This window comes from Kitasatospora sp. NPDC087314, assembly GCF_044744365.1.
Classification (GTDB): Bacteria; Actinomycetota; Actinomycetes; order Streptomycetales; family Streptomycetaceae; genus Kitasatospora.
Window position 1 is genome coordinate 312,150 of record NZ_JBIUYE010000009.1, and the last position, 23,924, is coordinate 336,073.

The 23,924-nt window shown below is 69.8% G+C and carries 24 protein-coding genes and 2 tRNA genes; 11 read left to right on the top strand and 15 right to left on the bottom strand.

The annotated features are described in order from the left end of the window. Positions 1–84 precede the first annotated feature (84 nt). The 5 genes from ACIO5E_RS21640 to ACIO5E_RS21660 form a co-directional block, all read right to left on the bottom strand. Positions 85–1,173: a tryptophan 7-halogenase gene (locus tag ACIO5E_RS21640; RefSeq protein ID WP_400670170.1), complete on the bottom strand. Its 1,089-nt coding sequence runs from the start codon at positions 1,171–1,173 to the stop codon at positions 85–87. Continuing rightward, the gene (locus ACIO5E_RS21645) at positions 1,170–3,146 is read right to left on the bottom strand and encodes a LodA/GoxA family CTQ-dependent oxidase (RefSeq protein WP_400670173.1); all 1,977 of its coding nucleotides are present in this window, start codon (positions 3,144–3,146) and stop codon (positions 1,170–1,172) included. The genes ACIO5E_RS21640 and ACIO5E_RS21645 overlap by 4 nt, the downstream gene beginning before the upstream one ends. A 227-nt stretch (positions 3,147–3,373) precedes the next feature. Beyond that, entirely contained in the window at positions 3,374–4,831 is a 1,458-nt protein-coding gene (locus tag ACIO5E_RS21650; RefSeq protein WP_400670176.1) for an aldehyde dehydrogenase family protein, read from the bottom strand. A gap of 37 nt (positions 4,832–4,868) precedes the next feature. Then, positions 4,869–5,879, bottom strand: coding sequence for an alcohol dehydrogenase catalytic domain-containing protein (locus ACIO5E_RS21655; RefSeq protein WP_400670179.1), 1,011 nt, complete (start codon positions 5,877–5,879; stop codon positions 4,869–4,871). A 242-nt stretch (positions 5,880–6,121) separates the two neighbouring features. Then, positions 6,122–7,582: a multicopper oxidase family protein gene (locus tag ACIO5E_RS21660; protein ID WP_400670182.1), complete on the bottom strand. Its 1,461-nt coding sequence runs from the start codon at positions 7,580–7,582 to the stop codon at positions 6,122–6,124. Positions 7,583–8,216: 634 nt separating this feature from the next. On the opposite strand from ACIO5E_RS21660, the gene ACIO5E_RS21665 reads away from it, so the two are divergent. The 4 genes from ACIO5E_RS21665 to ACIO5E_RS21680 all read left to right on the top strand — a co-directional run bounded on the left by ACIO5E_RS21665 (position 8,217) and on the right by ACIO5E_RS21680 (position 11,189). Then, on the top strand, positions 8,217–9,392 hold the full coding sequence (locus ACIO5E_RS21665; RefSeq protein ID WP_400670185.1) for an ADP-ribosyltransferase: 1,176 nt from the start codon (positions 8,217–8,219) through the stop codon (positions 9,390–9,392). Continuing rightward, on the top strand, positions 9,385–9,750 hold the full coding sequence (locus ACIO5E_RS21670) for a DUF6508 domain-containing protein (protein ID WP_400670187.1): 366 nt from the start codon (positions 9,385–9,387) through the stop codon (positions 9,748–9,750). The genes ACIO5E_RS21665 and ACIO5E_RS21670 overlap by 8 nt, the downstream gene beginning before the upstream one ends. A gap of 262 nt (positions 9,751–10,012) precedes the next feature. Further along, on the top strand, positions 10,013–10,840 hold the full coding sequence (locus ACIO5E_RS21675) for a poly-gamma-glutamate hydrolase family protein (protein ID WP_400670189.1): 828 nt from the start codon (positions 10,013–10,015) through the stop codon (positions 10,838–10,840). A 10-nt stretch (positions 10,841–10,850) separates the two neighbouring features. Next, a complete protein-coding gene (locus tag ACIO5E_RS21680) occupies positions 10,851–11,189 on the top strand; it encodes a hypothetical protein (protein ID WP_400670191.1) in 339 nt (112 codons plus the stop codon). A gap of 112 nt (positions 11,190–11,301) precedes the next feature. Here the strand turns inward: ACIO5E_RS21680 and ACIO5E_RS21685 are convergent, their stop codons facing one another. Further along, positions 11,302–12,348, bottom strand: a complete 1,047-nt coding sequence (locus ACIO5E_RS21685; protein WP_400670194.1) for an amidohydrolase family protein — start codon at positions 12,346–12,348, stop codon at positions 11,302–11,304. 91 nt (positions 12,349–12,439) lie between these two features. Between ACIO5E_RS21685 and ACIO5E_RS21690 the strand changes: the two genes are divergently transcribed. After that, positions 12,440–13,195, top strand: coding sequence for a TetR/AcrR family transcriptional regulator (locus tag ACIO5E_RS21690; RefSeq protein WP_400670195.1), 756 nt, complete (start codon positions 12,440–12,442; stop codon positions 13,193–13,195). A 15-nt stretch (positions 13,196–13,210) separates the two neighbouring features. On the opposite strand, the gene ACIO5E_RS21695 is transcribed toward ACIO5E_RS21690, so the two are convergent. Beyond that, on the bottom strand, positions 13,211–13,780 hold the full coding sequence (locus ACIO5E_RS21695; RefSeq protein ID WP_400670197.1) for a dihydrofolate reductase family protein: 570 nt from the start codon (positions 13,778–13,780) through the stop codon (positions 13,211–13,213). A 131-nt stretch (positions 13,781–13,911) separates the two neighbouring features. Between ACIO5E_RS21695 and ACIO5E_RS21700 the strand changes: the two genes are divergently transcribed. Beyond that, on the top strand, positions 13,912–14,499 hold the full coding sequence (locus ACIO5E_RS21700; RefSeq protein ID WP_400670199.1) for a TetR/AcrR family transcriptional regulator: 588 nt from the start codon (positions 13,912–13,914) through the stop codon (positions 14,497–14,499). Positions 14,500–14,835: 336 nt separating this feature from the next. Here ACIO5E_RS21700 and ACIO5E_RS21705 read toward each other — a convergent pair whose 3' ends face one another. The 3 genes from ACIO5E_RS21705 to ACIO5E_RS21715 form a co-directional block, all read right to left on the bottom strand. Beyond that, complete coding sequence (locus ACIO5E_RS21705) at positions 14,836–15,288, bottom strand: hypothetical protein (RefSeq protein ID WP_400670201.1); 453 nt, start codon at positions 15,286–15,288, stop codon at positions 14,836–14,838. 173 nt (positions 15,289–15,461) lie between these two features. Continuing rightward, on the bottom strand, positions 15,462–17,129 hold the full coding sequence (locus tag ACIO5E_RS21710) for an alpha/beta hydrolase (RefSeq protein ID WP_400670204.1): 1,668 nt from the start codon (positions 17,127–17,129) through the stop codon (positions 15,462–15,464). After that, positions 17,126–17,536 carry a hypothetical protein gene (locus ACIO5E_RS21715; protein WP_400670207.1) on the bottom strand — a complete coding sequence of 137 codons (411 nt, stop codon included), beginning with the start codon at positions 17,534–17,536 and terminating at the stop codon, positions 17,126–17,128. Before ACIO5E_RS21715 ends, ACIO5E_RS21710 begins: the two co-directional genes overlap by 4 nt. A 14-nt stretch (positions 17,537–17,550) precedes the next feature. Between ACIO5E_RS21715 and ACIO5E_RS21720 the strand changes: the two genes are divergently transcribed. Genes ACIO5E_RS21720 through ACIO5E_RS21730 form a run of 3 tightly spaced genes read left to right on the top strand, consistent with a single transcriptional unit; the run spans position 17,551 to position 19,676 of the window. Continuing rightward, entirely contained in the window at positions 17,551–17,925 is a 375-nt protein-coding gene (locus ACIO5E_RS21720) for a hypothetical protein (protein WP_400670209.1), read from the top strand. Positions 17,926–17,970: 45 nt separating this feature from the next. Continuing rightward, complete coding sequence (locus tag ACIO5E_RS21725) at positions 17,971–18,612, top strand: RNA polymerase sigma factor (RefSeq protein WP_400670212.1); 642 nt, start codon at positions 17,971–17,973, stop codon at positions 18,610–18,612. Continuing rightward, a complete protein-coding gene (locus ACIO5E_RS21730; protein ID WP_400670214.1) occupies positions 18,609–19,676 on the top strand; it encodes a CU044_5270 family protein in 1,068 nt (355 codons plus the stop codon). Before ACIO5E_RS21725 ends, ACIO5E_RS21730 begins: the two co-directional genes overlap by 4 nt. A 189-nt stretch (positions 19,677–19,865) precedes the next feature. Here ACIO5E_RS21730 and ACIO5E_RS21735 read toward each other — a convergent pair. The 3 genes from ACIO5E_RS21735 to ACIO5E_RS21745 form a co-directional block, all read right to left on the bottom strand. Then, positions 19,866–19,939: transfer RNA gene (locus ACIO5E_RS21735), tRNA-Met, on the bottom strand. A gap of 141 nt (positions 19,940–20,080) precedes the next feature. Then, positions 20,081–20,164, bottom strand: a tRNA-Leu gene (locus ACIO5E_RS21740). 71 nt (positions 20,165–20,235) lie between these two features. Further along, positions 20,236–21,567, bottom strand: a complete 1,332-nt coding sequence (locus ACIO5E_RS21745) for a hypothetical protein (RefSeq protein WP_400670216.1) — start codon at positions 21,565–21,567, stop codon at positions 20,236–20,238. 260 nt (positions 21,568–21,827) lie between these two features. Here ACIO5E_RS21745 and ACIO5E_RS21750 point away from each other — a divergent pair, with 260 nt between their 5' ends. Continuing rightward, a complete protein-coding gene (locus ACIO5E_RS21750) occupies positions 21,828–22,304 on the top strand; it encodes a DUF3592 domain-containing protein (RefSeq protein WP_400670218.1) in 477 nt (158 codons plus the stop codon). Here ACIO5E_RS21750 and ACIO5E_RS21755 read toward each other — a convergent pair. Next, a complete protein-coding gene (locus tag ACIO5E_RS21755) occupies positions 22,267–22,407 on the bottom strand; it encodes a DUF397 domain-containing protein (protein WP_400670357.1) in 141 nt (46 codons plus the stop codon). The genes ACIO5E_RS21750 and ACIO5E_RS21755 overlap by 38 nt on opposite strands. Next, positions 22,361–23,311, bottom strand: a complete 951-nt coding sequence (locus ACIO5E_RS21760; RefSeq protein WP_400670220.1) for a Scr1 family TA system antitoxin-like transcriptional regulator — start codon at positions 23,309–23,311, stop codon at positions 22,361–22,363. The genes ACIO5E_RS21755 and ACIO5E_RS21760 overlap by 47 nt, the downstream gene beginning before the upstream one ends. Before the next feature lie 158 nt (positions 23,312–23,469). Here ACIO5E_RS21760 and ACIO5E_RS21765 point away from each other — a divergent pair, with 158 nt between their 5' ends. Continuing rightward, complete coding sequence (locus tag ACIO5E_RS21765; RefSeq protein WP_400670222.1) at positions 23,470–23,919, top strand: ATP-binding protein; 450 nt, start codon at positions 23,470–23,472, stop codon at positions 23,917–23,919. The last annotated feature ends 5 nt before the right edge of the window (positions 23,920–23,924 follow it).

Below are 23,924 nucleotides of genomic sequence, written 5' to 3' on the forward strand. Positions count from 1 at the left end.
CACCCACCGGGCGTCGGCACGCTCGTCGGCCCCGGGTCGCTCGCGTCCCGGGCGCCGTCGCGAGGGCGACCTGCTCGCCGCCCGTCAGACCCGCCCCGGGTCGGCGTGCCGGCGCTGCCAGAACGGGTGGTCGGGCCAGCGCTGTTCGAGTCCGTAGTAGGCGGCGTGGTTGCGCCGGTAGGCGGCGGCGATGCCGGCGAGGTCGGCACCGTAGCGGGTGAGGGCGTGCGGGTCGCCGTCGAGATGGGCGTGGACGGCGAGGCCCGCGGCCCGGCCGGTGTGGAGGGCGGTGAGGATGCCCTGCGAGGAGAGCGGATCGAAGGCCACGGCGGCGTCGCCGGCGGCGGTCCAGCCGTCGCCGTGGACGCGGTCGAGCCGGGCGCTGTGCGCGGGGGCGCGAGTGGGCGCGGGGAGTCTCCCGTGCGGTGCGGCGCGGGCGGCGGTGGGACCGGTGGCGGCGAGACGGAGGCGGAAGGTCTCGCCGTCGAGCCGGGCGCCGGGGAGGTCGGCGTCGGTGAAGAACGCGAGCAGCAGCCTTCGATCGGGCAGCAGGGCGCTGTACCACCAGCCGTCGGGTGCCGCCTCGACCAGGGTGGTGCCGTCCGCGGCGTCGGCCGGGCCGAGGGTGAGGTGGAGCGCCACGAGGCGGTCGCCGACCAGGCGGCGGGCGCCGTGGGTGGTGGCGATCGCGGCGCGGCGGCCGGTGGCGTCGACCAGCCAACGGCAGCGCACCCCGCCGGGCGGGTGCGGGCCGCGAAGGGAGACGGTCCGGGTGCCGTCCGGGTGGCGGGTGCCGGGGCGGACCGTCGCCGCGCGGACGTCGACGCCGGCCACCGCCGCGGCCTCGCGCATCCGGCGGTCGAAGAGCGCGCGGTCCAGGTGCCAGCCGGGGCCGTACGGGTCGTTGATGCTGTCGACCGATCCCAGGACGTCCGATCCCCAGGCGGAGCGATTGCCGTAGCAGGGCAGGTGGCCCGCCCCCGGAACGGTGGCGGCCACCCCGAGGTCGTGCAGCAGCATGCGGGCGGCGGCCGGCAGGGCCTCGCCGAGCGCGGCCGGGCCGCCGGGGGCGTGCGCGAGCAGGACGCTGCGGCCCCCGGCGGCCAGGGCGAGGGCGGCGGCCGTACCTGCCGGTCCGCCGCCCGCGACCACCACGTCGTAGGCCGCTGTCACGCGCCGCCCTCGGCGTGCCTGCCGGCGTCCTCGCCGAACGGGTCGAGCTTGTCGAAGTACCCGATGGTGACCTCGTCCGCGGCGAGCCCGGTCAGCGCGAGGATCTCGCCGGCGGCCTGGGCCGTCAGCGCGTCCTCCGCGGCGGTCGCCGCGGGCACGTGGATGGCGGTCAGGTTCCGGTTGTCGGAGACGCCGTCGAGCGGGAAGCCCGGCTTCGACTCGACCTGCAGCCGCTCCGGGAAGCGGCCGTCGCCGACGGTGTACGGGCGGACCTCGACGATGCCGAACTCGTGCCACTCGGCGACGGCCTGCTTGAGCTGCTGCTTGTAGTCACCCTTGAGGCCGCGCAGCCAAGAGGCGCGCCTGGCGAACGCGGCCTCGCGGCCGTCCTCGTCGGTCTGGGTGATCTCCTTGTTGACGATGTGGTAGTCGCTCTCCTTCAGCACGTGGTTGGGCACCCGGGCGGGCCAGAAGGTGGGCAGGTAGGGGTCGTAGCGGGGGCCGAGGTTGGCGTTGGACTCGTAGCCGGAGCGGCAGCTGGCGGTGTCGGTCTGCCAGGGGACGGCCATCCAGCGGGTCAGGTCGCCCGGGCCCTGTTCGTGCAGCGGTCCGTCGGCGCCGAGCGCCCTGGCCTGGCTGAGCGTGGCGCCGTAGTCCGGCTCGACGCTGCCCGAAGGCCGGTGGCGGATGCGCAGCGGCTCGGAGTACATCGTGGTGTGCCGGACCGGCCAGGTGACCTCGCAGCCGGGGTGGAAGGCGTCCGCGAGGCAGAAGTCGAGGGCGGCTCGGTCCAGCAGGGCGGGCTGGTCGGCCACCGGCGCGTCCTCCAGGCGGCTGGGGAAACCCTTCCACGGGGTGGTCTCGAACTCGCCCTTCATCCAGGAGAGCAGCGTCGCGTCCTGGGTCGGGGACAGGGCCAGGTACTGCAGGACGGAGTCGGGGTGGCTCTTCATGCCGTCGCCGTAGATCCAGGGCCAGGGCATCGGGGAGAGGCCGTCGCGCTTGGGGTCGCGCAGCGAGGTGTAGACCTGCCGGCGCAGTTCCTCGTAGGTGGGCGAGGGGCTGGCGAGCTTGGCGAGGTGGTCGGGGGCGAGGAAGTGCTGCGGTCCGCCGAAGCCGAAGTGGGTGGCGAACCCCTTGTTCACCCACTGGAGTTCGCAGAACCGGTGCAGGATCGGCTTGACGTCCCGGTCGAAGTTGACGGTCTTGGGCGGGGCCAGCGTGCCCTGGGCGACGAAGAGGTCGTACAGCAGGTCGTGGAGGGTGCGGACGGTCTTGACGTCGGGCGCGTAGTTGGGCGGGGCGACGACGACCCAGGCGGGGTCGACGCGCACGGGTTCGCCGTCGATGGTGAGGGTGGCGGTGACCGGGCCGTCGGAGGTGTCGTCGCACCAGCCGTCGTTGTTCCCGTACGAGGTGAGCTCGCCGCCCTCGGGGTTGCGGGAGGTGCCGGACCCGCCGAGGACGACGAGGCGGCCGTGCTCGTCGCTGTGCATCCGGCCGAGCGGGACGGGCGTGCCGAGGAAGGAGCCGCCGGTGAACTCCACGGCCTGCTTGCTGCCGGCGGTGAGGGTCTTGCGGCCGGGGTCGATGATCAGGCTCGCGCGGTCGGTGACCTTCTTGTTGCGCAGCGGCTCCGGGTGGTCCTTCATGTCGGGGATGTCCAGCGGGAGGCTGAACTCGTACCAGGCGGCCTTCTTGTTGGCCACGTGCACCGACCACTCGATGTGCACCTGCGGGTCGGCGGTGGTCAGCTCGCGCACGACCCGGCCGTCCGCGCCGTAGCCGTAGATCCGGAAGCGGGCCGCCTGGCGCTTGATCGCGCCCTGGCCGTCCTTGGCGAAGCCCGGCTTCGCGGCGGGCGGGTCCGGCACTTCGGGGCCGTGGAACCAGCCGTCCTCACGGGTGCTGTTGCCCACCCGGGCGATGCCGATGGCGGGGTGGATCCTGGCGTAGGCGATGTCGTTGCCCAACGGGCACACCTCTCTCTGGTCGTTCTCTCCGGGGCGCACCGTCGACGGCGCGGAACAGGCGATCGATCGTCGAACTCCTGATGCGGCCGCCTTCCGGGATCTTCGGTAGACGAGCGAAGGCAGTTGAGGGTGCGTTGGTGTGAAACAGCGGCGATCGGCCTCATCGGGTCGGTGTCACCGGCACCGTCCCGTCACCGGTCCCGTCACCGGTCCCGTCACGGGTCCCGTCACCGGTCCTGGATGGTGCCGCTGGTGATGGTGATGTGCTTGTACTCGAGGAAGTCGTCCATCACGGCGAGGCCGTTCATGCGGCCGAGGCCGGACTGTTTGAAGCCGCCTTCCTCGAACTCGTCGTAGACCTTGGCCCAGTCGTTGATCCAGACGGTTCCGGCGTCGACGTCGCGGGCCACGCGCAGGGGCCGGTCGATGTCGCGGGACCAGATGCTGGCGGCGAGCCCGTACTGGTTGTCGTTGGCCAGGCGGACGGCTTCGGCCTCGGTGTCGAAGGTCTGGAGGGTGAGGACCGGGCCGAAGGTCTCCTGCTGGACGATGTCCAGGGAGTTGTCGGTGACCTCCAGCAGGCTGGGGCGGTAGAACGCGCCCTTGGCGAGCGGGCCTTCGGTGATCGGTCCGCCGCGGACCAGGGGTTTGGCGCCGGCGGCGATCGCCGCCTGGACGGCCTGGTCGATGCGTTCGACGCCGGCTTCGTCGATGACGGGGCCGAGTTCGCTGGCGGGGTCGGCGGCCGGGCCGACCCGCAGGTTCTCCAACCGCTCCGTCAGGCGCTCGCGCAGGGTGTCGGCGATGCCGCGCTGGGCCAGTACCCGGCTGCCGGTCATGCAGAACTGGCCGTTGAAGACGGTGAGCGCGGTGACGAGGGCGGGGACGGCGGCGTCGAGGTCGGCGTCGCCGAAGACGATCATCGGTGTCTTGCCGCCGAGTTCCAGGCCGAAGCGCTTCAGGTGCTCGGCGCCGGTGGCGGAGATCGCGCGGCCGACCTCGGTGCTCCCGGTGTAGCTGACGCACGGCACGTCGGTGGAGGCCATCAGGTGGCGGGCGCCGTTCCCGTGGAGTTCGGTGAAGGCGTTGACCACGCCGGGCGGCAGCGAGCGGGTCTCGGAGAAGATCCGGTAGATCAGGGAGTTGAGCTGGGCGGTCTGGCCGGGCATCTTGATCACGGCGGTGGTGCCGGCGGCCAGGGCCGGGCCGAGGGAGCGGATCAGCAGGACCACCGGGGAGTTCCACGGGACGACGATCCCGGCGACCCCGCGGGCCTGCTTCAGCACCATGGAGAAGGTCCCGGGCCGCACCTCCATCGCCCGGCCGTAGTCGGTGCGGATCACGGAGGCGTAGTAGCGGAGCTTGGGCGGGACCATCTCGACCTCGAAGCGCGCGTGCGGCTTGAGCTTGCCGTTCTCCAGGGCCAGGGCTTCGACGAGCTCGTCGGTGTGGTCCTGGAAGACGTGGGCCATCTCGTTGAGGGCCCGGGCGCGCCGCAGGCGGTCGTCCTTCCAGGAGGTGCCGTGGAACGTCTCCTTGGCGGCGGCGATGGCGGCCTCGGCCTCCGCCTCGCCGCCGTCGGCGTACCGGCCGATCGTCTCGCCGGTGGCCGGGTCGATGCTGTCGGCGTGCGTGGGAGAGTCGACCCACGCGCCGTTGATCCAGTGCAGCGCGGTCGGTTTCATGGGTTTCCTGCCCTGTGCCTGGGGTCTCCGCGACGGGTCAGGGAACGAGCACCGCGCGGTACTTGGCCCTGTTCATGGTCTGGAAGACGGTTTCGGCCTGGTCGAGCGGGTGGGTCTCCACCATGGGGCGGACGCCCTTGAGGGCGGCGAAGGCCATCGCCTCCTCGCTGTCCTTGGCGTGGCCGCTGTACCAGCCGGCCACCGCGCGGCGGCCGAACACCAGCAGTTCCGGATTCACCGGGATCGGCTCCTGGCCGGTGGCGATCACCACCAGGCGGCCGTTCGGCGCGAGGCCCTGGACCAGGTCGGCCTGGGAGGGGCTGTGACCGACGGTGGACAGGACGGCGGCCGCTCCGCCGAGCTTGGCCAGCGCCTCGCCCGCGCTGCCCTCCTCGCTGTCGATGTACTCGTCCGCGCCGAGCCTGCGCGAGAGGTCCTCCTTGGTGCGGCCCCGGTTGATCGCCACCGTACGGAAGCCCATCTTGTCGGCGAACTGCACGGCCAGGTGGCCCAGCCCACCGATGCCCTGGACGGCGACGGTGTCACCGGGCCCCGCGCCGCTGTGGCGCAGCGCGTTGAAGGTGGTGATGCCCGCGCACATCAGCGGCCCGGCCTCCTCGAAGGAGAGCGCGTCGGGGATGCGGGCGAGCGCGTCCTGCGGTGCGACGGTGTACTCGGCGTAGCCGCCGTCGAAGGTGACGGCGACGACCCTGCCTTCCGCGCAGTTGGCGAAGTCGCCCCGGCGGCACGGGTCGCAGACGTGGCAGCTGCCGCCGTGCCAGCCGATCCCGGCCCGGTCCCCGACCTGCCAGGTGGTCACGCCGGGGCCGACGGCGTCGACCTCCCCGGCGATCTCGTGGCCGGGCACCCGGGGCAGCCGCACGCCCAGCAGGCCGTGGCGGACGATGTTCTCGCCGCCGCACACCCCGCAGGCCCGCACCCGTACCCGCACCTGGCCGGGGCCCGGCTCGGGGACCGGCAGTTCGGCCGCCTCGAAGGGCTTGCCGGCTTCGACCGCCTGGACGGCCCTCATGGTCGACTGACTCATCACCGTTCTCCTGCGTTCTTCGGGTGAAGGCGTCTTCCGGACGGCCCGGCGCGACCACCCTGCCCAGGCCCCACCCCCCATTCACGCATACGCCCCATACGGGCGCATCCGGGTCCGCGCCACCCGTGGGGCCGTCCAGGGTCACCGGGCGTGCTCGGACTCCGTTCCCGGGCCGGGCCCCGGCGCAGCCGCGAGGTCCCGGGAACGGTGGGTGCGGGTACCGGGCCCTGGCGGTGGCGGTGTCAGTCGACGACGTCGACGTAGCCCATCATGCCGTTGTCCTCGTGCGCCGCGATGTGGCAGTGGAACAGCCACCGGCCGGTGTAGTCGGTGAAGGCGATGCGCACCACCACGCGGCCCGGCACGCCGTTCTCCGCGTGCGGCACCGGGACGGTGTCCTGGACGTGGGTGTAGGGCAGGGGCACCCCGTTGATCGACGTCACCTGGAAGTGGTTGGTGTGCAGGTGGAACGGGTGGTCCTCGCCGCTCTGGTTGTCGATGGTCCACTCCTCGACCGTCCCCAGCCGGGCGGGGGTGTCGAAGACGGGGTTGTCCTCCGAGAACTGCTTGCCGTTGATGGAGAAGACCGTGCCGTCGTCGTTCTCGGACAGCTCCAGGGTGCGCCGGCGGGCGATCGGTACACCCGACAGGTCCGCCGGTGCGGTCGGAACGGCGCCGGAGACGGTGGGCAGCCGGCGCGCGGGGTGGCCGGCGACGGCGACGCGGGCCAGGTCCACGTCGGGGTAGGAGTCGCCCTGCGGGCCGTTGCTGTAGGCGGTGGTCCGCAGCGTGGTGCGCTCGGGCTCGGCGCCCGCGGTGACGAGCACGTCGTAGCGCTTGCCCGGGGGCAGCAGCAGCGTGTCGGGGGTGGTCACCCGCGCCACCGGGGTGCCGTCCTCGCCGATCACGGTGAAGCGGTAACCGTCCAGGCGCAGTTGGTAGAAGATGTCGGCGCCCGCGTTGACCAGTCGCCACAGCTGGGTCTCGTTCGGCCTCATCGACAGGACGGGCCGCAACCGCCCGTTGACCAGCCGTACGGTCGGGTTGTTCGAGTCGATCGACGTGGTGTCGGTGTTCTGGACGATGTGTCCGCTCGGGTCGATCTGCGCGTCCTTCAGGACGAGGGTGTGCGCAGTGATGCGACGCAACGCCGGCGGCAGCAGCTTGCGGTCGTCGCCGATGATCAGGGCCCCGGACAGGCCGGCGGAGATCTGGTTCTCCACGTCGCCCGGCATGAAGCCCGCGTCGGACGTGCCGGACGTGCCGGACGCGCCGTGCATGGAGTGCATGGAGTCCATGGAGTGCGTGGCGCCGGAGGCCGGGCAGGTCGTTCCCATCGCGTGGCTGTGGTACCAGAAGGTGCCGAGCGCGTGGTCGGCGGGAATCGCGAGGCGGTAGGTGGTCGAGCCGCCCGGAACCACGCACAGGAAGGGGTCGTCCGACTGGCCCGAGGGCGAGACGTGCAGGCCGTGGAAGTGCAGATTGGTGGCGACCGGCAGGTGGTTGACCAGGCGGATGCTCACCTCCGAGCCGGGCTTGAAGCGCAGGGTGGGTGCGACGAAGGAGCCGTTGTAGGACTCGCCCCACACCTCCCGCCCGGACAGGTCGAAGCGCGTCCGGTCCGCGTCCAGGGTGATGGTCAGGTGCGCGTGGCCGCCGGCGTCCGCGTCCACCGGGTCGCGGAACGGCCTCCCCGCGGTCATTCCCGCCTCCTGGGCGCCGGTCGACGGCGCCCGCACGGCCCCGTCCGTCGCTGATCCGACCGGCGCCGCCCCGGCTGCCGGGCCCGTCGTCGTCACGGCGAGCGCCAGTCCGACCGCCGCGGTGAAACCCCCACGGGGCCAGGCCCACCTGCTCCGTCTCATGCCGCCTCCACGTTCGATTCCGTCATCAAGGGCCGCAGGCCGTCGGGGGAACAGTCCATGACGGCATGCAGGCGAAACGTAACCATCCGTGACGCGGGAGCAGTGCGAGCGCGGCGCGATTCGCACCAAAACACGTCATATGCACCAGAGAAGTGGACCGCCCGAACATCCCCGCGTTCGGCGGGGCGGATAGAACGAGTCCCGTCACACCCCGAGGACCACTGCCACTCTGCGCGAACAGGTGACTCCTCTCAGTTGCCAAGAGGAATGATTCGTGCACCAATTGACCGTGTCGGGCGCGCGCCCATGACCGCCGACTGATCCGGGGATCGGTCGGCGGCTCGGACGACTCGGCGCCGACGCGGCACGAGCCGCCGCAGTCCCGGCCCCGCCGGCTTCGACGCCGCGGCCTCCCAACCGTCGCCGGACTCCTCCCCGCGACACTCTTCGAACAGCCCAAGGCGGACCAACGATGGCCCTGACAGAGATCGACAGCTTCACCGTCGACCATCCCGGCAACGACAAACGCACCGTCCGGTTCCTGTGGGGGGATCTGACGCAGATGGCGCCGGCCGACGCGGTCGATGTCCTCGTCGTCTCATGCCTGCCCGACGACTACACCCCGACACCGGGGACCCTGGTCGGCGCACTGTCCAAGGCGGGCATCTCCGTCGCAGCCCTGGCACGGAACAAAGCCGCCGACTACCGGCCGCGGCTGCCCTGCTGGGTCTCCCAACCGGTGACGGGCGCCGGCACCGGGATCCAGTTCAAACGGATCCTGGTCTTCGAGCCGGCGGATCCGGTCGCCGACGCCGTGGCATCCGTCTGGGCGATCTTCCAGGCACTGGCCTGCTTCCACCCCTCCGGCCCGGTACGCGTCGCCATGCCACTGGTGTGCACCGGAGCGCGCACAGCGGATCCGGCCGAGGCGCTGTCGGCACTCACGTGGGCGGCGGCGCACTACGGATCGTCGAACGCCAGGCAGTTGCCCACCGTGAACGTCGTGGCGTTGACCCAGGAGCTCGGCAACCGACTCCACCCCACGTTCGCCGGGATCAAGGACGACTACGGCAACGTGTTCGACCTGAAGCTGCCCAACGACTACGGCACGTTCGTCAAGCAGGCGAAGGATCGGATCAAGACCCTTCCACCATCGGTGACCTACCGTCAGGCCGTGGCGGTCTGCATCTACACGACCAACTACTACCCGGCGATCAACGCGGTGTTGCGCACCAAGAAGCCCACCGACCCGGACTATCGCCAGATGTTCCCGCTCGTGGAGGCCATCGACTCCGGCTTGTGGAACATGAAGGCCCACGCCGAGAAGACCGCGCGCGGTGACAACATGTCCCAGACGCGGATCGACCAGCACCAGGTGGGCGCGCACATCCCCGACATCTCCTATACGAGCACGAGTACGGATTGGTCGGTCGCCAAGGGGTTCGCCAAGAACGCCCTGACCGAGTTCGACGGCCGAACCGGTACCGAGGTGTGGGACTACTCGGTCTATCCCACGGAGTACGAGGTGCTGTTCCGCCGTGACTTCACCTATGCGGTGGACAGCCGAAGCAAGGACGCGAAGGACTTCTGGACCTTCACCGTCCACGAGCTCCTGACCAACTGGTGTGGAGGGTCGCACGATGCCTGAGCTGACACCGGATTCAGCCCGCGAGATCATCGCCTTGTACCACCCGGCGCCGGGGACGGCCCCGGCTCCGCCTCCCATGGGCATGGCCCCCGTCGAGCAGTTCGCCGTCCAGGCCTCGGCCCGCGGCCTGACCGAGGAGGGCTTCGACTGGATGAACTGGGCCCCGTACCAGGACAACCGGATCTCCGATCCCGAGTTCATCGCCTCGGCCGACGCCCGGACTCTTCGCCGGATCGCCACCACACACCTGCGGATCGACCGCTTCGTCGGTGGGCACCTGGAGCAGATCGAGGAAACCGGAATCCTCGACAGGGTCGTCGGCCGCCTCCGGCAACTGGTGGACCGCGGCGAGCTGTGAGCCGCGCCCGGACGGGCGCCCGGCGTCTGCGAGGTGGATCAGGCCCCCCGATCGCTCGGGAGGGGCCTGATCTCCCCCCGTCGAGCTGCCGCGACAGCGTCGAGCCCAGGCAAAGTCATCGCAATCAACTGACCAAGTGTGAACAAGGCGACAGTCACCCAAGGTCATCACCATATGTCCATTTCATGCCTCTGTCATCAGTATTTTTGGAGGGGGGATTGCTTGCCAGGATCCGCACTTCCTGCCAGGATCCCGAACCGTGATGAACCGCCGCACCATGATGGCCGCGCTCGCCGCCGCCCCGGCCCTCACCTCCATCGGCCTCACCCTGCGGGGCACCACCGCGTACGCCGCGGACGCCTACGCCTCCAACACGGCGCTCTACTCGAACCCGTCCCTGGTCGAAGGGGTGGACTACGGCCGCCGCTCCCGTCGGCACCTGGTCGACGACCAGGTCTCGGAGACCCGCGCGGCGCTCGTCCGAACCACCGTCATCGCGCCGCACGGCGGTGGCATCGAGGTCGGCACCTCCGAGCTGTGCCTGGCCATCGCCGGCTACCACCCGGCCGACCTCACCCCCACCCCGGCCGTCGGCCCGGTGCACGACTTCTGGATGTTCGAGGGCCTGCGCTCCTCCAACAACAGTGCCCTGCACGTCACTTCGACCCACTGCGACGACATGACGGCCCGCACGATGTGCGGCGGCAGCCTCAACGTCGTGTCCCTGCACGGTTGCACCGCCGCCCAGGCCGGCCTGGAGACCGGGGCCCAGGCGGTGCTCGTGGGCGGCCTCAACGCCACCTTCCGCCAGTACCTGATGGAGGAGTTCAGTGCGGCGGGCATCCGCGCGGTGACCGCCTCCGGCGAGGAGGAGATCGCCGGCGTCTCCCCGGAGAACATCTGCAACCGCAGCCTGCTCGGCATGGGCGCCCAGCTGGAGATGACCACCGACCTGCGCGCCGCGATGTTCGCCGCGGGCAAGAACACCCGGGCCGAACGGGCCACCAACACCCTGCCGCTCTTCTGGAGCTTCACGACCGCCGTTCGCACCGCGATCCGGCGCCTGGAGGCCACCCAGCCCGTCCTGTAGGCGGCAGCTCGTGAGACTGCTGACCCTGCTCGCGGACGACAAGCTCGTCGGGCCGACGAGCAGCGAAGACATGAAGGCCCTCATGGCGCGGGCCGGGAGGTTCTTCGTATCCACCGTTCCACCGATCCGGCCCCCCGGTGGACAGTTCGTCGCCACCCACGGCAAGGTCGGCATCGGCTCGTTGCAGACCCTCCAGACCGCGCTGTCGGAGGGGATCCTCGTCAGCGACACCGTGCGGGGCCGGAGCTTCGCCGTCGTGTACCAGAACGTGATCCAGGACGGTTTGACGCAGCGACAGGCGCTCGTGCCGGTGGCGACACTGATCGAAGCCGCCCTGAACGCCTTCTGACACCGGTCCGCTCGCCGCGTCAGGACGGGCCGACGGGGCGCCCGCGTTCTCGTCGTTCAGGTGCTGCCTCCCCGCTCGGAAGTGCTCGGGAGTGCTCGGGAGTGCTCGGGAGTCACACCGTCCTCTTCACGAACCCGTTGGTGGTGCGGGACGTGAGGTGTTCCCAGTTGCGGTGCGCGATGTCGGCCTTCTGCTCGTCGGTGAAGGGGGCATCCTCCAGGAAGGACCGGGCGACGCCGGCGCTGGTGTCCACGAAGGGGAAGCCGGCGGGGCGGGACCCGTAGGTGAAGGGGTAGTCGGTGGAGTACAGCATCCGTTCGGTCCCCACGACCTCGGCCGTCCAGCGGAGGTAGCGAGGGCTGACGGTGCCGCTGCCGGCGACCCAGAAGTTCTGCCTGAAGGAGTCGGCGAGCGGGCGGGCCAGGCCGCCGGCCTCGGCGAAGAACCCGGTGTGGTCGAGGTAGAAGAGCACGACCTCGCCCCAGTGGCCGGCGATCACCTGGAGGTCGGGGAACCGGTCGAAGACGCCGGAGAAGATCATCCGCAGGTACTGCACGCCCAGGTCGTAGTACCAGCCGATCGCGGGCCCCGCCAGCGCCGTCCCGATGGGACCGATGTTCGAGTAGTAGGCGTCCACCACCGCCTGCACGGGCATCTGCGGGTGGAAGTGGAGGGGCACCCGGAGCCGCTCCGCCGCGGCGTACAACTCGTCGTACCCGGGGTCGTCGGCGAGCCTGGACCCGGTGCGCCCGTAGAGCATGGCGCCCGGGAAGCCCAGCTCGGCGACCGCCCGTTCCAGCTCCGCGGCCGCGGCCGACGGCGACTGCGTCGGGATCGCCGCGAACGCCTGGAACCGGTCGGGACGGGCGGCCACGATCTCCGCGAGCTGGTCGTTGGTGTCGCGGGCCACGGCGACCGCATCCGCGTCGGGCAGGTTCTGCACCCCCGGTGACGAGATCGACAGCACCGCCACGTCGACTCCCTGGTCGTCCATGTGCGCGAGCCTCGTCTCCGCGGTGTCACGCAGTCGCCGCGCGACGGGACTGTCGCCGAACCCCAGGTTCGGCAGCTCCGGCACCCCGGCCCGCGACCACGCCGCCGTGATCGCGGGCAGGACGACGTGCTCTTCCAGTGCGACGATCCGCAGCCGGTCGGACATGCGCTGCTCCTCCACGCTTGTTTCCAGTGGAACCACAAAGACCGTACCATCGATAATAACGATGGAATCGACCATGCGGTATCATTGATACATGCCATCACGTGCACCGAGCGGGAGCAACGCCACCGACGCGGCGGCCACCGGCCGCGAACAGACCAGGCAGCGGGTCGTCGAGGCCGCCATCGGCCTACTGACGCGCGGGGGCCGGGAGGCGGTCACCACACGCGCGGTCGCCGATGCGGCGGGCCTGCAACCGCCGGCCATCTACCGGCTGTTCGGGGACAAGGACGGGCTGCTCGACGCGGTGGCCGAGCACGGCTTCGCCGCGTTCCTCGCCAGCAAGCGCGTCGACCCCGACCCGCAGGACCCCATCGAGGACCTGAGAGCCGGCTGGGACGTCGCGGTCGAGTTCGGGCTGGCCAATCCCGCGCTCTACACACTGATGTACAGCGAGCCCGCGAGAGCCGCCTCGCCCGCATTCAGGGCCGGCCTGGAGATCCTGACGGGCCGCATCCACCGCCTCGCCGCCGGCGGCTGGCTCCGCGTCGACGAGGAACTCGCGGCCCAGATCATCCACGCCACGGCCCGCGGCGCGGTGCTCACCTGGCTGTCCCTGCCCGAGAGCCGGCGCGACCCCGCCCTGTTGACCACGCTGCGGGAGTCCATGGTCGCCGCCGTCACCGACCGACAGCCGGCCGTGCAGGACGCGGGCCCGGCAGGCGCCGCCCGCGCCCTGCGCGCCGCACTGCCGGAACAGACGGCCCTCAGCAGCGCGGAGCGGCATCTGCTGGGGGAATGGCTGGACCGCCTTGTCGCCGACGGGACGGGACGGCCCGCCGGCACGTGACCGAGTGCTCTCGCGTCACCTCCTCGCGTAGGCGACGAGGCTGACGCCGGAGTCGAAGTCGCGACGGGCGGTCTGCAGGAAGCCGGTGGGAGCGAACGGGCCGTCGAACAGCGGAATGCCGGACCCGATGACGACCGGATTGCGCTTGATGACCAGTTCGTCGATCTCGTCGCGGAGCGCGGCGGCGAGCTTGCCGCCGCCGGCGAGCCAGATGTCCATGCCGCTGCGCGCCTTCAGGTCGCGTACCCGTGCGACCGGGTCCTCGGCGACGATCTCCACCTGCGGATCGGTGGAGGTCAGGGTGCGGGAGACGACGTACTGCTCCAGGTGGGCGTAGGGGCTGGTGATGCCTATTTCCAGGGCCGGCTCGTACGTGCCGCGCCCCATGATCACGGTGTCGAAGTGCCGGTGCGGGGTGGCGGTCACGCCGAGCGGCCCGCGGGCGTGCGTCGGGATCGTCTCGGGATACTCGGCGAGGATCACCTCCCGGATCTCCCCCTCGAAGGGCAGGAAGTCGCAACTACCGTCCGGTGCGGCGATGTAGCCGTCGAGGCTGGCAGCGACGTAGTAGGTGAGCTTGCGCATCCGGTCTCTCTTCCCTGCGACAACGCGGTGGGCCCGAGCCTGCTCGGCCCCCCGTGATGTACTGTGGTTGAAGTGGTTTGAACGTAGTACTGCAAGCGCAGTGATGTCAACGAGTTTCCGAGGAGATGCCGATGCGTCAGAACCCGGCCCGCCGCACCGCCTTGCTCGACGCCGCCATCGAGGTCCTCGCCCGCGAGGGCTCCCGGGGCCTGACTCTGCGCGCCGTCGACAAGGAGGCGGCCGTGCCCACCGGGACGACGTCCAACTACTTCGCCAACCGCGCCGACATGCTGGCCCAGGTCATGGGACGCACCCGCGAGCGCCTGACCCCGGATCCGGCCGAGCTGGCCGACACGATGAACGCCGGTCCCTCACCTGAGCTGGTCAGAGCCCTGATGCTGCAGCTCGTCGACCGCATGCGCCGCGAACGCAGCACGCATCTGGCCATGCTCGAACTGCGCCTGGAGGCCACCCGGCGTCCCGAACTCCACGCGGAGCTGACGCGCTTCTTCACCGCCGAGCTCGACGCCAACATCGACTTCCACCTGGGTTCCGGCCTGCCCGGCGACCGCACCGGCGTGGTCCTGCTCTACCTGGCCATGCTGGGGCTGATCGTCGACGACCTGACCGTCCCGGAACTCCTCACCCCGCACCGGCTGGACGCCCTGATCGACGCCATGGTGACGCGCCTGCTCCCGACGGAAGCCGCCTCGACGTAGGCGCGGTACGCCGTGCGCCCGGCCGGGCTGGAGCCGTCGCCGGCCCGGGAGCGGAGCGCCTGTGCCGGCACGTACGGAACGCGAGCACTGCCGACGACACCGAACTGATCACCCATCGGATCGGCAGCGACGGTGATCATTGCGGATCCGTCCCCAGACCCCGCGGACAGCGGGGTGTGGGGACGGCCGGTTCCGTCTGATCGGTCCCGTTCCCACCCCTGTCTTCTCGCGGCTCGTGGAGCCACTGCCGTTCACTACGGTGAAGGATCGGACGAACCTGCCGATCCACCTTGCTATGCGACTTGATGCTTCCAATGCCCCTATGGATGCTGCGTGTCAGTGAGGAGTTTCTGCCGTTGTGGGGGGCATCAGGCAGGGGGTTTTGACCAGGAAAAGGAGAAGTCCTCCCTTCGTGGTCTCGACCGTGACCAGGTATTGGCTCGATTCCTGGGATGCGTCGAGGACTGTGTTCACCTTTCCGTCGATGGTTTCCCGGTAGCCGTCAATCTTGAAGCCCTGCTGTTCGAGCATCGCGCGGACCTTGCGGACAGCCTCGGGGTGCTGTTCGAGCGGGGCGGAACTGTAGACCGCGTACGACAGCTTGTACCGGCCGTCCTCCCGGACCTCGTCGTGTTTGCCGACACAGTTGCTGAAGACCGGCTCGGCGCTGCCGGCGTCGAGGGCGGCTCCGGCGGTCTGCGCCATGTACTCGGTCATGTGCTGGGCCCAGTCCTGCGCGTCCTGGCGAGCCTTGACGGGGAGCGGATCGTTGGGACCGGGCGTGGACATGCATCCTCCGAGAATCAGGGGCAGGCAGAGCGCTATCACGGCGGCACCCAGGCGTCGGGCTCCGCGAGGGCGTGCAGCGAGTCGTGGCAAGTGGAACGGCACAGTGGAATCCTTGCGGCCGGGACAGGGTGAGGACCGGTACAGCCGGGCCGTGGTCGGCCCGGCTCCAGCGGTCACGGGGGAGGCGGTGGGCTGTCGTGCTCCTTGGGAGCGGTGGTCGGCGGCACGTCGACGATGATGCGGCCCTGGTTCTCGAGGCTCTTGCTGCCGGCAGTCCAGTACCCGCTGTGCCCGGACGTGTCGGTCTGGAAGTTGTTCCCGCCGAACCGGTCGATCATCGGGTCGTCGCCGAGACTCAGCCCCGCGGCGAGTTCGATCGGGTCGTCCGCCGCCCTGCCGGTCCAGAAGTGGCTCGGGTCGATGTGCAGTTGGTCGGCGCGCTGCACGGTCATTCCGGGACTCGCGATGGCGACGATGTCGTCGGCACCCAGTCCGTTCCCACCTGCGGCGGCCGCACCGACGAGCGTCGTCCCGTAGCTGTGGCTGAAGACCGAGAGATGACTGTGGTGGTCGCCCTGGGCGACCCGGGTGCCCTGGGTGAACTTCCGCAAGGCCTCGGCTCCGTCCTCGGCCCGGGTCGTGCCAGCAACGGCAACGTTCGCCTCTTGCATGAGCGGGATCTCAGGAGCGTCGTACCCGAGCCACGAGATCACCGACACCTTCTCGTTCGTCCCCTTTGCCGCCCTCTTCGCGGACTCCTGCATGTCATTGATGCGCTCAAGCTGGCCCCCCGTGCTGGCGATCGTCGTCCCTGTTCCCGGCACCATGACGGCGGTGTGGTCCGCGGTATCGGGGTTTCCCATGGCGATGATCGCCTTACCGTCGCCGTCGTAGGCCTTGGCATCGAACCCAAGCAGGAACAACTGCTTGTCCTCGGCTGCGCTGTCGTGCTGGTCGAGCTGTTCCTTGAGCTTCATCAGATTCTGCTCGCGGGTGTTGTACTCGTCGGCCGTCATGCCGCTTCCGCGCGCGTTACCAGCCTGCAACCCGTCCAGCTCCTGGTCGAGGGCCAGCCGGTTCGCCTCGTCCCGGACCGTCGCGGGCAGGCCGTCCAGTCCTCCGACCTTGTCCGGGTAGAGCGCGAGGTAGCTGCTCTGCTGCTCAGGGGTCAGCGACTTCCACCAGTCGGCGGACTTCTGCGGGTCCTTGTTCTCAGGGACGTACGGATCGGCGAGGCCGAGGTCCTTCGCCACGTCCTTCACATCGGTGGCGGTCTCGGCGGTGGAGCCGAACACCCGCGGCCGGGTCAGGATGTCGGCATCGAGGCGGCCAAGGGCACGCTCTCCCTGGTCGTTCGCCTCCTTCGCATCGGCTAACGCTTTGCTGATCCAGTCCTGCGCGTCCCCCCGCAGAGTGGCCAGCGCCTTGCGTTGGGGGTCGGATCTGGCCTCTGGGTCGTTCTGCTCACCCTTGCTCAGCGGCGGCAGATTCACTGTCCCGTCGGAGCCGACGGTCAGGCCCCACTCCTCCGCGCGGTGCACGGCGTTCTTCAGATTGGTCTGCGCCTGGTAGATCCGGTTGGCGACGGTGTCCAGAGTGAGTGCGACAGTGCCGGACTCGACCCGCACGATCTCCAGGATCTGCTCGGTCCGGCCCAAGGCGTAGAACGCCTGTTTCGCGTCCTCCCCTGTCCAATTCGAGTGTCGCAGCGGTCCGTTGACCTGGCTGCGATGTCTGTTGTCGGCGGACTGGGCCCCGTTGGACAGCTCGCGCCACGCCTTGGCAGCGTCATGCAGCCCAGTCGGGTCGAAGCTGAGCAGCAGCTCAAAGTCGTTGCTCACTGGCCCGGCTTCTCCCATGCCTCGCCGATCTTCTGCTTCTGCCAGACCTCGACGTTGGCGTGCTCGTTGTTCGTGTAGGCCTGCGCCGTGGCGGTGAGGTTGTCGGCCGTCTTCTTGAGACGGTCACCGACGCCCGACAACACGGGCGCCCAGCCACCCGCCACCTGGCCGAGCCGCGCGGCCACCGACCAACCCGTCAGCTGACTGACAGCCGTCTGACTGGCAGTAACGGCTGCCTGACAAGGCTTGGCGAAGTCCTCGCCGATAGCCCGCGCCACACCTGCGGACTTGTAGATCTCTCCCGGGTCAACCTTGAGATCGCCCACTGCTTTCCCCTCCCGACAACCTTCGGTCAGCAGAAAGCTTATTTCGGTGATCAGCCGATCTCTATCCGCATAGATACTCATCTAAAATCAGACGATTGGTCTTGTTCTGGCGAAACAAGACTTTGCACCGCTTCCGCGACCGCGTCGGCATCGCGCAGCACCAGGTCGGTGACCGGCGAGCAGCGGTGCGGGATGGTGTTCTCGACCTCGGTGGTGAACGCCTCCAGGTGACCGACCCCGGCGCGGGCGAGGAGACCGGCGGTGGCGACGACGTCCAGTGCGTGCTCGGAGTACGCCGTGCCCGGGCCGTCGCGCTCGGGGCGCAGCGCGGCCGGCGTGACGACGAAGTCGGCGGCGGACAGCTGGTTGCGGACCTCGACGACCTGCGAGCGGTTGATGGTGTCCGGCCGTCCGGTGCCGGGACCGGTGAACCGGCCAAGGGGTCGGGCATGGTGGGGCCGCGTCTGTGACGCAGGTCACCGGAACCGTCCCGTGGTGGCAGGACAACCAGAGGTGTGGACTTTTCGCTGCACGAACGGATCAGAGCCGGGGACCCGGGCGCCTTCCGGCAGTTGTTCCAGGAGCACGCGCAGGCGGTTCTGTCGCACGCGGTCCGGGTGAGCGGTGACCGGGCCGGTGCCGAGGACGTCATGGCGGTGGTCTTCCTGGAGGCCTGGCGTCTGCGGGACAAGCTCCGCGACGAGGGGACCACTCCTCGCCCGTGGTTGATGGGCATCACCGTCAACGTGCTGCGCAACCGGGCCAGGGCCGCCCGCCGGCATGCGGCCGCCCTCGCCCGCATGCCGCTCGCCGAACCCGCTCCGGACTTCGCCGACGAGTTGGTCGGCCGGCTCGCCGACCACGACCAACTGCTGGCCGCCAAGGCGGCGTTGGAGAAACTGCGGCGCGGGGAGCGCGAGGTGTTCTCGCTGTGCGTGTGGGCGGGCCTCAGCTACCCCGAGGCCGCCGAGGCTCTTGGCATCCCGGTCGGCACCGTGCGCTCCAGGCTCTCCAGGGCCCGGACCCGGCTGCGTGCTCTGGCCGACAAGGAACTGCGGACGGCCTCGAAAAACCGCTGGGAACCCCTGCGGGCGGTCGGACAAGTACAGGGTGGCCGGATGGTTCCGGCCCGGTCGGACAAGGAGTGGAACAGATGACCAGCACCCCGGAGCGGCAGCAGCCGCTTGACGACGCGGAGCTGAAGCACCTGCTGCCCGCGGCCGGAGCGCCGGTCGCCCCGCTCGGCCGGCAGCGCCAGATCGAGGAGTTTCTGATGAACGAGATCACCCGCACCCCCGCACCCACCCCCGCAGCATCGACCCGGCCCGGGGCCAGGAGCCGTCGGCGGCTGCTGATCGCGGTGCCCGCCACGGTGGCGGCCTTCGCCTTCGCCGCCACCGTGGCGGTCACCACGTTCGGCGGCCCGGGGGAGACCCCCGGGCGGGGCGAGCGCGTCGCGGCGCCCGTCGTCCAGGTCGTGGCCGGCTCCACCACGGGTCTGAACAGCGCGGTGGAGCGGATCTCGCTGGCCGCCGAGGCCGCGCCGGACCTCGTCCTGCGCCCGGGGCAGTACGTCTACATCGAAAGCACCGTCTCCCACCTCGCGGGCACCGTCGACGCCGGCAGCGGCACGTCGAAGGTGTGGGTCGAGAAGCCCCACCAGCGGCAGATCTGGCACTCGGCCGACGGCCGTACGGGCTGGCTCACCGAAGAGGGCAAGTCCCCGGAAGGCGGCGAGGCACTCGAATCGGGCACCGGTGCCTACTTGAACGCACCCTCCTACGACTACCTGCGCACCCTGCCCACCGACCCGCAGGAACTGCTGCGGAAGATCTACGCCGAGACCAAGGGAGCCGGCAGCGGGCCGGACCAGGAGGCGTTCGTCACCATCGCCGACCTGATCCGCGAGCAGGCCGTCCCCGGCAAGCTTGCCGCCGCGCTCTACCAGGCTGCGGCCCGCATCCCCGGTGTCGTCCTTCTCGACAGTGCCACCGACGCCGCCGGGCGCACCGGCATCGCCATCGCCCGTACCAACACCGCCACCGGCTCCCGCGACGAGATCATCTTCGACCGCGGCTCCTACGCCTTCCTGGGTGAGCGCAGCGTCCAGGTCACCGAGGCCTTCGGGGTCAAGCCCGGCACCGTCACCGCGAACACCGCCGTTCTCAAGCGCGCCGCCACCGACGCCCCGGGCCACCAGCCGGGCAACGCACAGGCCTGACCGCGCCCACCCGCCCTGACCAGCACCAACAGATCTGGCCCTCTGCGAGCCGCAGGGGGCCGGATCACGTTCTGCAAAGCAATGAGGCCGGTCAGACCGACATAGTGTCGGGTTGACCGGCCGTTTTGGTCGGATGGCCGAACAGCACTGGGGCCGACGCACGTTGTGCGCCGGCCCCAGTGTTCGTAGTAGCGGGGACAGGATTTGAACCTGCGACCTCTGGGTTATGAGCCCAGCGAGCTACCGAGCTGCTCCACCCCGCGTCGGTGGTTCCGACTGTACGGCACCAGCCGGCAATCACCTATTCGGCTATCGGGCGGGAGAGCACTGCACGGTCAGCAAAACGGCCGGTCGACCCGACATAGTGTCGGTTCGACCGGCCGCATTGGGTCCGAGGACCTATGTGCGCGAGGGGGGAGTTGAACCCCCACGCCCTTTCGGGCACTGGAACCTGAATCCAGCGCGTCTGCCTATTCCGCCACCCGCGCATCTGGGTGATGAGGAATATCTTAGCCCATCCGCGCGGGTGCTCCGAACCAGGCCGGAGGGGGTGCGGGGGTCAACCGGCGAGCTGCTTGACGATCCAGTCGACCAGCACGCGGGAGACGTGGCTGTGCTCGGTGTTGGCGTCGTCGAACTTGACGGCGTCCAGGTGACCGTTCTGCAGGGCGGCATCGGAGATCGCGGCGGCCGGGTCGACGTCCCACTGCACCGGGTCGAAGTCCAGCGCCGCCGCGCTGACGGCCGGTACGAAGGTGCCGCTGCGGTACTCCTCGGCGATCTTCGCCTTGAGCGCGGTCGCGACCTTGCCGAAGGAGTCCAGGGTGCCGCCGGGCACGCTGTCCAGGGCCGGGACCTCGGTGGTGGTGCTGCGGCGCACGGCGAGGCCGAGGTGCATGCCGCCGATGCGCTCCTTGTCGCCCTTGTTCGGCTGGAAGCGGGCCGTGGCGCTGGCGATCAGGGCCTGCCAGTCGAACGCCACCTCGCCCGCCGGCAGCGGGAGGCCGACGCCGTCCCGGCGGCCGTTGGAGACGCCGAGCTTGCGCGGGATCCGCGGGAAGTTGCCGACCCGGTCGAGGTCGGCGAGGAACTCCTTGCGCAGGTCGCTGGCGGTGGCCACCGGGCCCTTGTACTTCGCGTTCTCGACCCACGCCCAGAGCAGCTGCTGGGCGGCGGGGCTGCGGATCAGCTCGGCCTGCTTGACGCCGTCCGGCCCGGCCGGGGTGTAGTCCTCGAAGAAGTACGCCATCTGCTGGAGGATCAGCGGGATCCAGGCGCCGTTGTGCGGGGAGTCGAAGGAGAGGTAGTTCGCCGTCTGGTGGTCGCCCTGGGGGTCGGACTCCAGCTTGGCGAGCGCGTAGCGGGTGATGATGCCGCCCATGCTCACCCCGCCGACGGTCAGCCGCTCGTCGCCCTTGCGCTCGGCGATGGCCCGCTGGATGGCGGCGATCGCGACCTCGGCGTTCGCCTGGATGTGGGTGTGCCGCTCGGTGAAGCCGATCAGGACGATGTCGTAGCCCTTGGCGAGCAGTTGGTCGAAGAGGCCCGGCCGGCCGTCGGCGACGGTGTTGAAGTAGGAGAAGAGGCCCGGGAGGTCGCTGGGACCGTAGTTGAAGCCGTCCGCGAAGAGGAAGGGCTTCCGCAGGCCGAGCTTCGGGTTGGCGTAGTAGACCGCCGCCTGCCCGGTCGCCGTCCGCCCCTCGTACGGCGCGCCGCGCAGGTCCCAGACGACGTCGGCGTCCCGGCCGCCAGCCTCGCCGGACAGCGCGGTGGTGAACCAGACCTCGGGCTTGAGGGAGCCGGCGATCTCCGCCAACTCGGCCTTGGTGGGCTCGGACTGTCCCTCCTTGAGGGCCGTGAGCGATACGTCGATACGGGGTTCTTGTGCCATGACTGCTACCGCCTCTGTTGAGTCGAACAGGGACTACCCGTGCACTGCGGGCGACTGTAACCGTCTGGTTACGTATCGCATCGGCATAACACGCAGAGTGTTCGAAATTGCTCGCGAGAGGTCGTCGGGCGACCGGAACTGACCGGTCAGCACTCCGAGGCCCTGCCGGCGTCGGCGGGTGCGGCTAGCGTGAGCGCGCGGGGGCAGTTCGACTGATACCAGGGGGACCGATGGAGAACGTGCCGGGTCATGGTCGGACCGTGCGGAACGGGTCGCTCGCGATGATCGGCCTGGGGGTTCTGCTGTTCGTCCTCAGTCTGGTCTATCTGATACCGCACGACATGGGCGTGACGTCGGCTCTCCGCAGTCGCGGCGTCCACACCCCGGCGGTCGTCACCGAATGCGCCGAAGTGAGCGGGCCGCGGGACAACCCGGCAGGCAACGCCAACTGCCGGGTGCGGTTCACGACGTCCGAGGGGGTGTCCGTCGAGACCCAACTGGCCTACGTCACCGGCAATATCAAGACCCGTGACACCGTGACGGTGGTGTACGACCCCCAGCACACCGACGTCGCCGCCCTTGCTTCGAGCATCGGCTTCTGGAACTCACTGACCCGGAACGCACTCGACGTGGTCGCACTGGCCGCGTCGGTCGTCATGACCCTGCTGGGCCTCGCGGTCCACCTCTCCTACCGCTGGCTCACCCGGGGAAGCCACCCGAACGGACGGCCGCGATGAAGGCTTCCCAGGCGGCGGCGGGGAAAACAAGGGCCGGGCCGTGCGGATCCTTGGAGTCACGCACTGGGACGGCGCCGGGCAGGGATCCGAGGGCCGCCTCGATGCAGTTGCCGCCGTCGCTGTTGCTGTAGCTGCTCTTGCGCCAAACTGCCGCGGCGAACTCGTTGCTCATCATCTCTGAAACCCTCCAGCGCTTCGGCGATCAGCCGAAGTGAGTCGCACTCTGACAGGCATTCGCCACGGAGCTGATCATAGCGACGCTGGTGCCTGGCCACACTGGCGGAATCATCGCTCAGATGCCCTCGATCGAGACTCTCCGAGTAGACCAAGCGCTGTCCGTCCGGTAGCTCCAGCAACACCATAGCCGTCTTGATGTCAATCCGCCGATGCGAGAACGGCGCCACGTGAATGACGATGTTCGGGAGCTGGGCCACTCTCAGGAGATGTTCCATCTGACGCCTCATCACGCCCGGCCCGCCCACGACCGTGCGGATGGCGCTCTCGTCGAGGATGACGAGCAACAACGGACCATCCGGCACGAGAAAGCGGCTCTGACGACTGAGTCGAGCCCTGGTCTGCTCCTCGATCTCCTCCGGCTTGCCGACTGCATCACCAAGGGAGAAGATCGCACGCGCGTACTGCTGGCACTGCAATAGGCCATACATCACGCTGTCCTGGTACGCCCGCATCCCGATAGAGATGGCCTCCAGGTCCGCATACTCCTGGAACCAGTCCGGATGCTCGATCGAGGCAGCCCAGTCGACCCTGCCGTACAGCCGCTTCAGCAGGCCGCTGGTGTTCAACAACCGGTCCAGTTCCTCGACTTCCTCGACCGACGGCTTCCGCTTCCCGCCTTCGGTCCGCGAGATCACCGTCCGGTCGCAGTGCAGGAGCTTGCTCAGCTCCTCCTGCGTGTAGCCCGCCGACTCGCGTGCATAGCGGACCTCCTCGCCAAACATGATCGCGGAGCTCGCCGTGGTCCCACGCCTGATCTTCCGCTGTGTCATCACTGCCCCCTGTTGTGCACCACGCGTCCCGCACGCTGATTTGGCGTCACCGTACCTCTGCAGCCTCGATTATTGACACCAGAACGCAATCATTTGCATGCGTAGCGTGATTGCGTACGCCCTTCGCACTCCCCCGTCCGCCCCCGAGGTGCCTCGCCATGCTCAAAACCCGTACCGCCCGCCGCCCCCGCACCTTCGCGGCCCGCCTGGACTCCCGCACGGACTCCACGCCCATCGCGCGCCAACTGCTCCGCGCCTACCTCGCCGCCCTCCCCACCGGCGACCACTACTGCGACATCGCCGAACTGCTCCTCGGCGAGCTCTTCGCCAACGCCGTCCAGCACACCGACGCCCCCGCCGACCGTCTGATCGAGGTCCGCTTCGCCCTCATCGGCGACCGGCTGCGCCTCGAAGTCCACGACGCGGGCACCGGCCGCCCGTCCCTCCGTTCCCCCGCGCCCGAGGACGAGCACGGGCGCGGCGTCCTCCTCGTCAACGAACTGGCCGAGAAGTGGGGTTGCTGCCCCCGCGCCGGCGGCATCGGCAAGTTCGTCTGGGCGCTGATCGCGCCCTCCCCCGTCTCCACACTCACCGTCCTCGCCGTCTGAAGGTG

Excerpts from the sequence above, each read along its gene's own strand:
- ACIO5E_RS21670 (WP_400670187.1), top strand. The coding sequence starts at position 9,385 with ATGCCTGAGCTGACACCGGATTCAGCCCGCGAGATCATCGCCTTGTAC.
- ACIO5E_RS21695 (WP_400670197.1), bottom strand. The coding sequence starts at position 13,780 with ATGCGCAAGCTCACCTACTACGTCGCTGCCAGCCTCGACGGCTACATC.
- ACIO5E_RS21700 (WP_400670199.1), top strand. The coding sequence starts at position 13,912 with ATGCGTCAGAACCCGGCCCGCCGCACCGCCTTGCTCGACGCCGCCATC.
- ACIO5E_RS21705 (WP_400670201.1), bottom strand. The coding sequence starts at position 15,288 with ATGTCCACGCCCGGTCCCAACGATCCGCTCCCCGTCAAGGCTCGCCAG.
- ACIO5E_RS21715 (WP_400670207.1), bottom strand. The coding sequence starts at position 17,536 with ATGAGTATCTATGCGGATAGAGATCGGCTGATCACCGAAATAAGCTTT.
- ACIO5E_RS21655 (WP_400670179.1), bottom strand. The coding sequence starts at position 5,879 with ATGAGTCAGTCGACCATGAGGGCCGTCCAGGCGGTCGAAGCCGGCAAG.
- ACIO5E_RS21745 (WP_400670216.1), bottom strand. The coding sequence starts at position 21,567 with ATGGCACAAGAACCCCGTATCGACGTATCGCTCACGGCCCTCAAGGAG.
- ACIO5E_RS21685 (WP_400670194.1), bottom strand. The coding sequence starts at position 12,348 with ATGTCCGACCGGCTGCGGATCGTCGCACTGGAAGAGCACGTCGTCCTG.
- ACIO5E_RS21660 (WP_400670182.1), bottom strand. The coding sequence starts at position 7,582 with ATGACCGCGGGGAGGCCGTTCCGCGACCCGGTGGACGCGGACGCCGGC.
- ACIO5E_RS21730 (WP_400670214.1), top strand. The coding sequence starts at position 18,609 with ATGACCAGCACCCCGGAGCGGCAGCAGCCGCTTGACGACGCGGAGCTG.
- ACIO5E_RS21675 (WP_400670189.1), top strand. The coding sequence starts at position 10,013 with ATGAACCGCCGCACCATGATGGCCGCGCTCGCCGCCGCCCCGGCCCTC.
- ACIO5E_RS21760 (WP_400670220.1), bottom strand. The coding sequence starts at position 23,311 with ATGACACAGCGGAAGATCAGGCGTGGGACCACGGCGAGCTCCGCGATC.
- ACIO5E_RS21665 (WP_400670185.1), top strand. The coding sequence starts at position 8,217 with ATGGCCCTGACAGAGATCGACAGCTTCACCGTCGACCATCCCGGCAAC.
- ACIO5E_RS21650 (WP_400670176.1), bottom strand. The coding sequence starts at position 4,831 with ATGAAACCGACCGCGCTGCACTGGATCAACGGCGCGTGGGTCGACTCT.
- ACIO5E_RS21690 (WP_400670195.1), top strand. The coding sequence starts at position 12,440 with ATGCCATCACGTGCACCGAGCGGGAGCAACGCCACCGACGCGGCGGCC.
- ACIO5E_RS21765 (WP_400670222.1), top strand. The coding sequence starts at position 23,470 with ATGCTCAAAACCCGTACCGCCCGCCGCCCCCGCACCTTCGCGGCCCGC.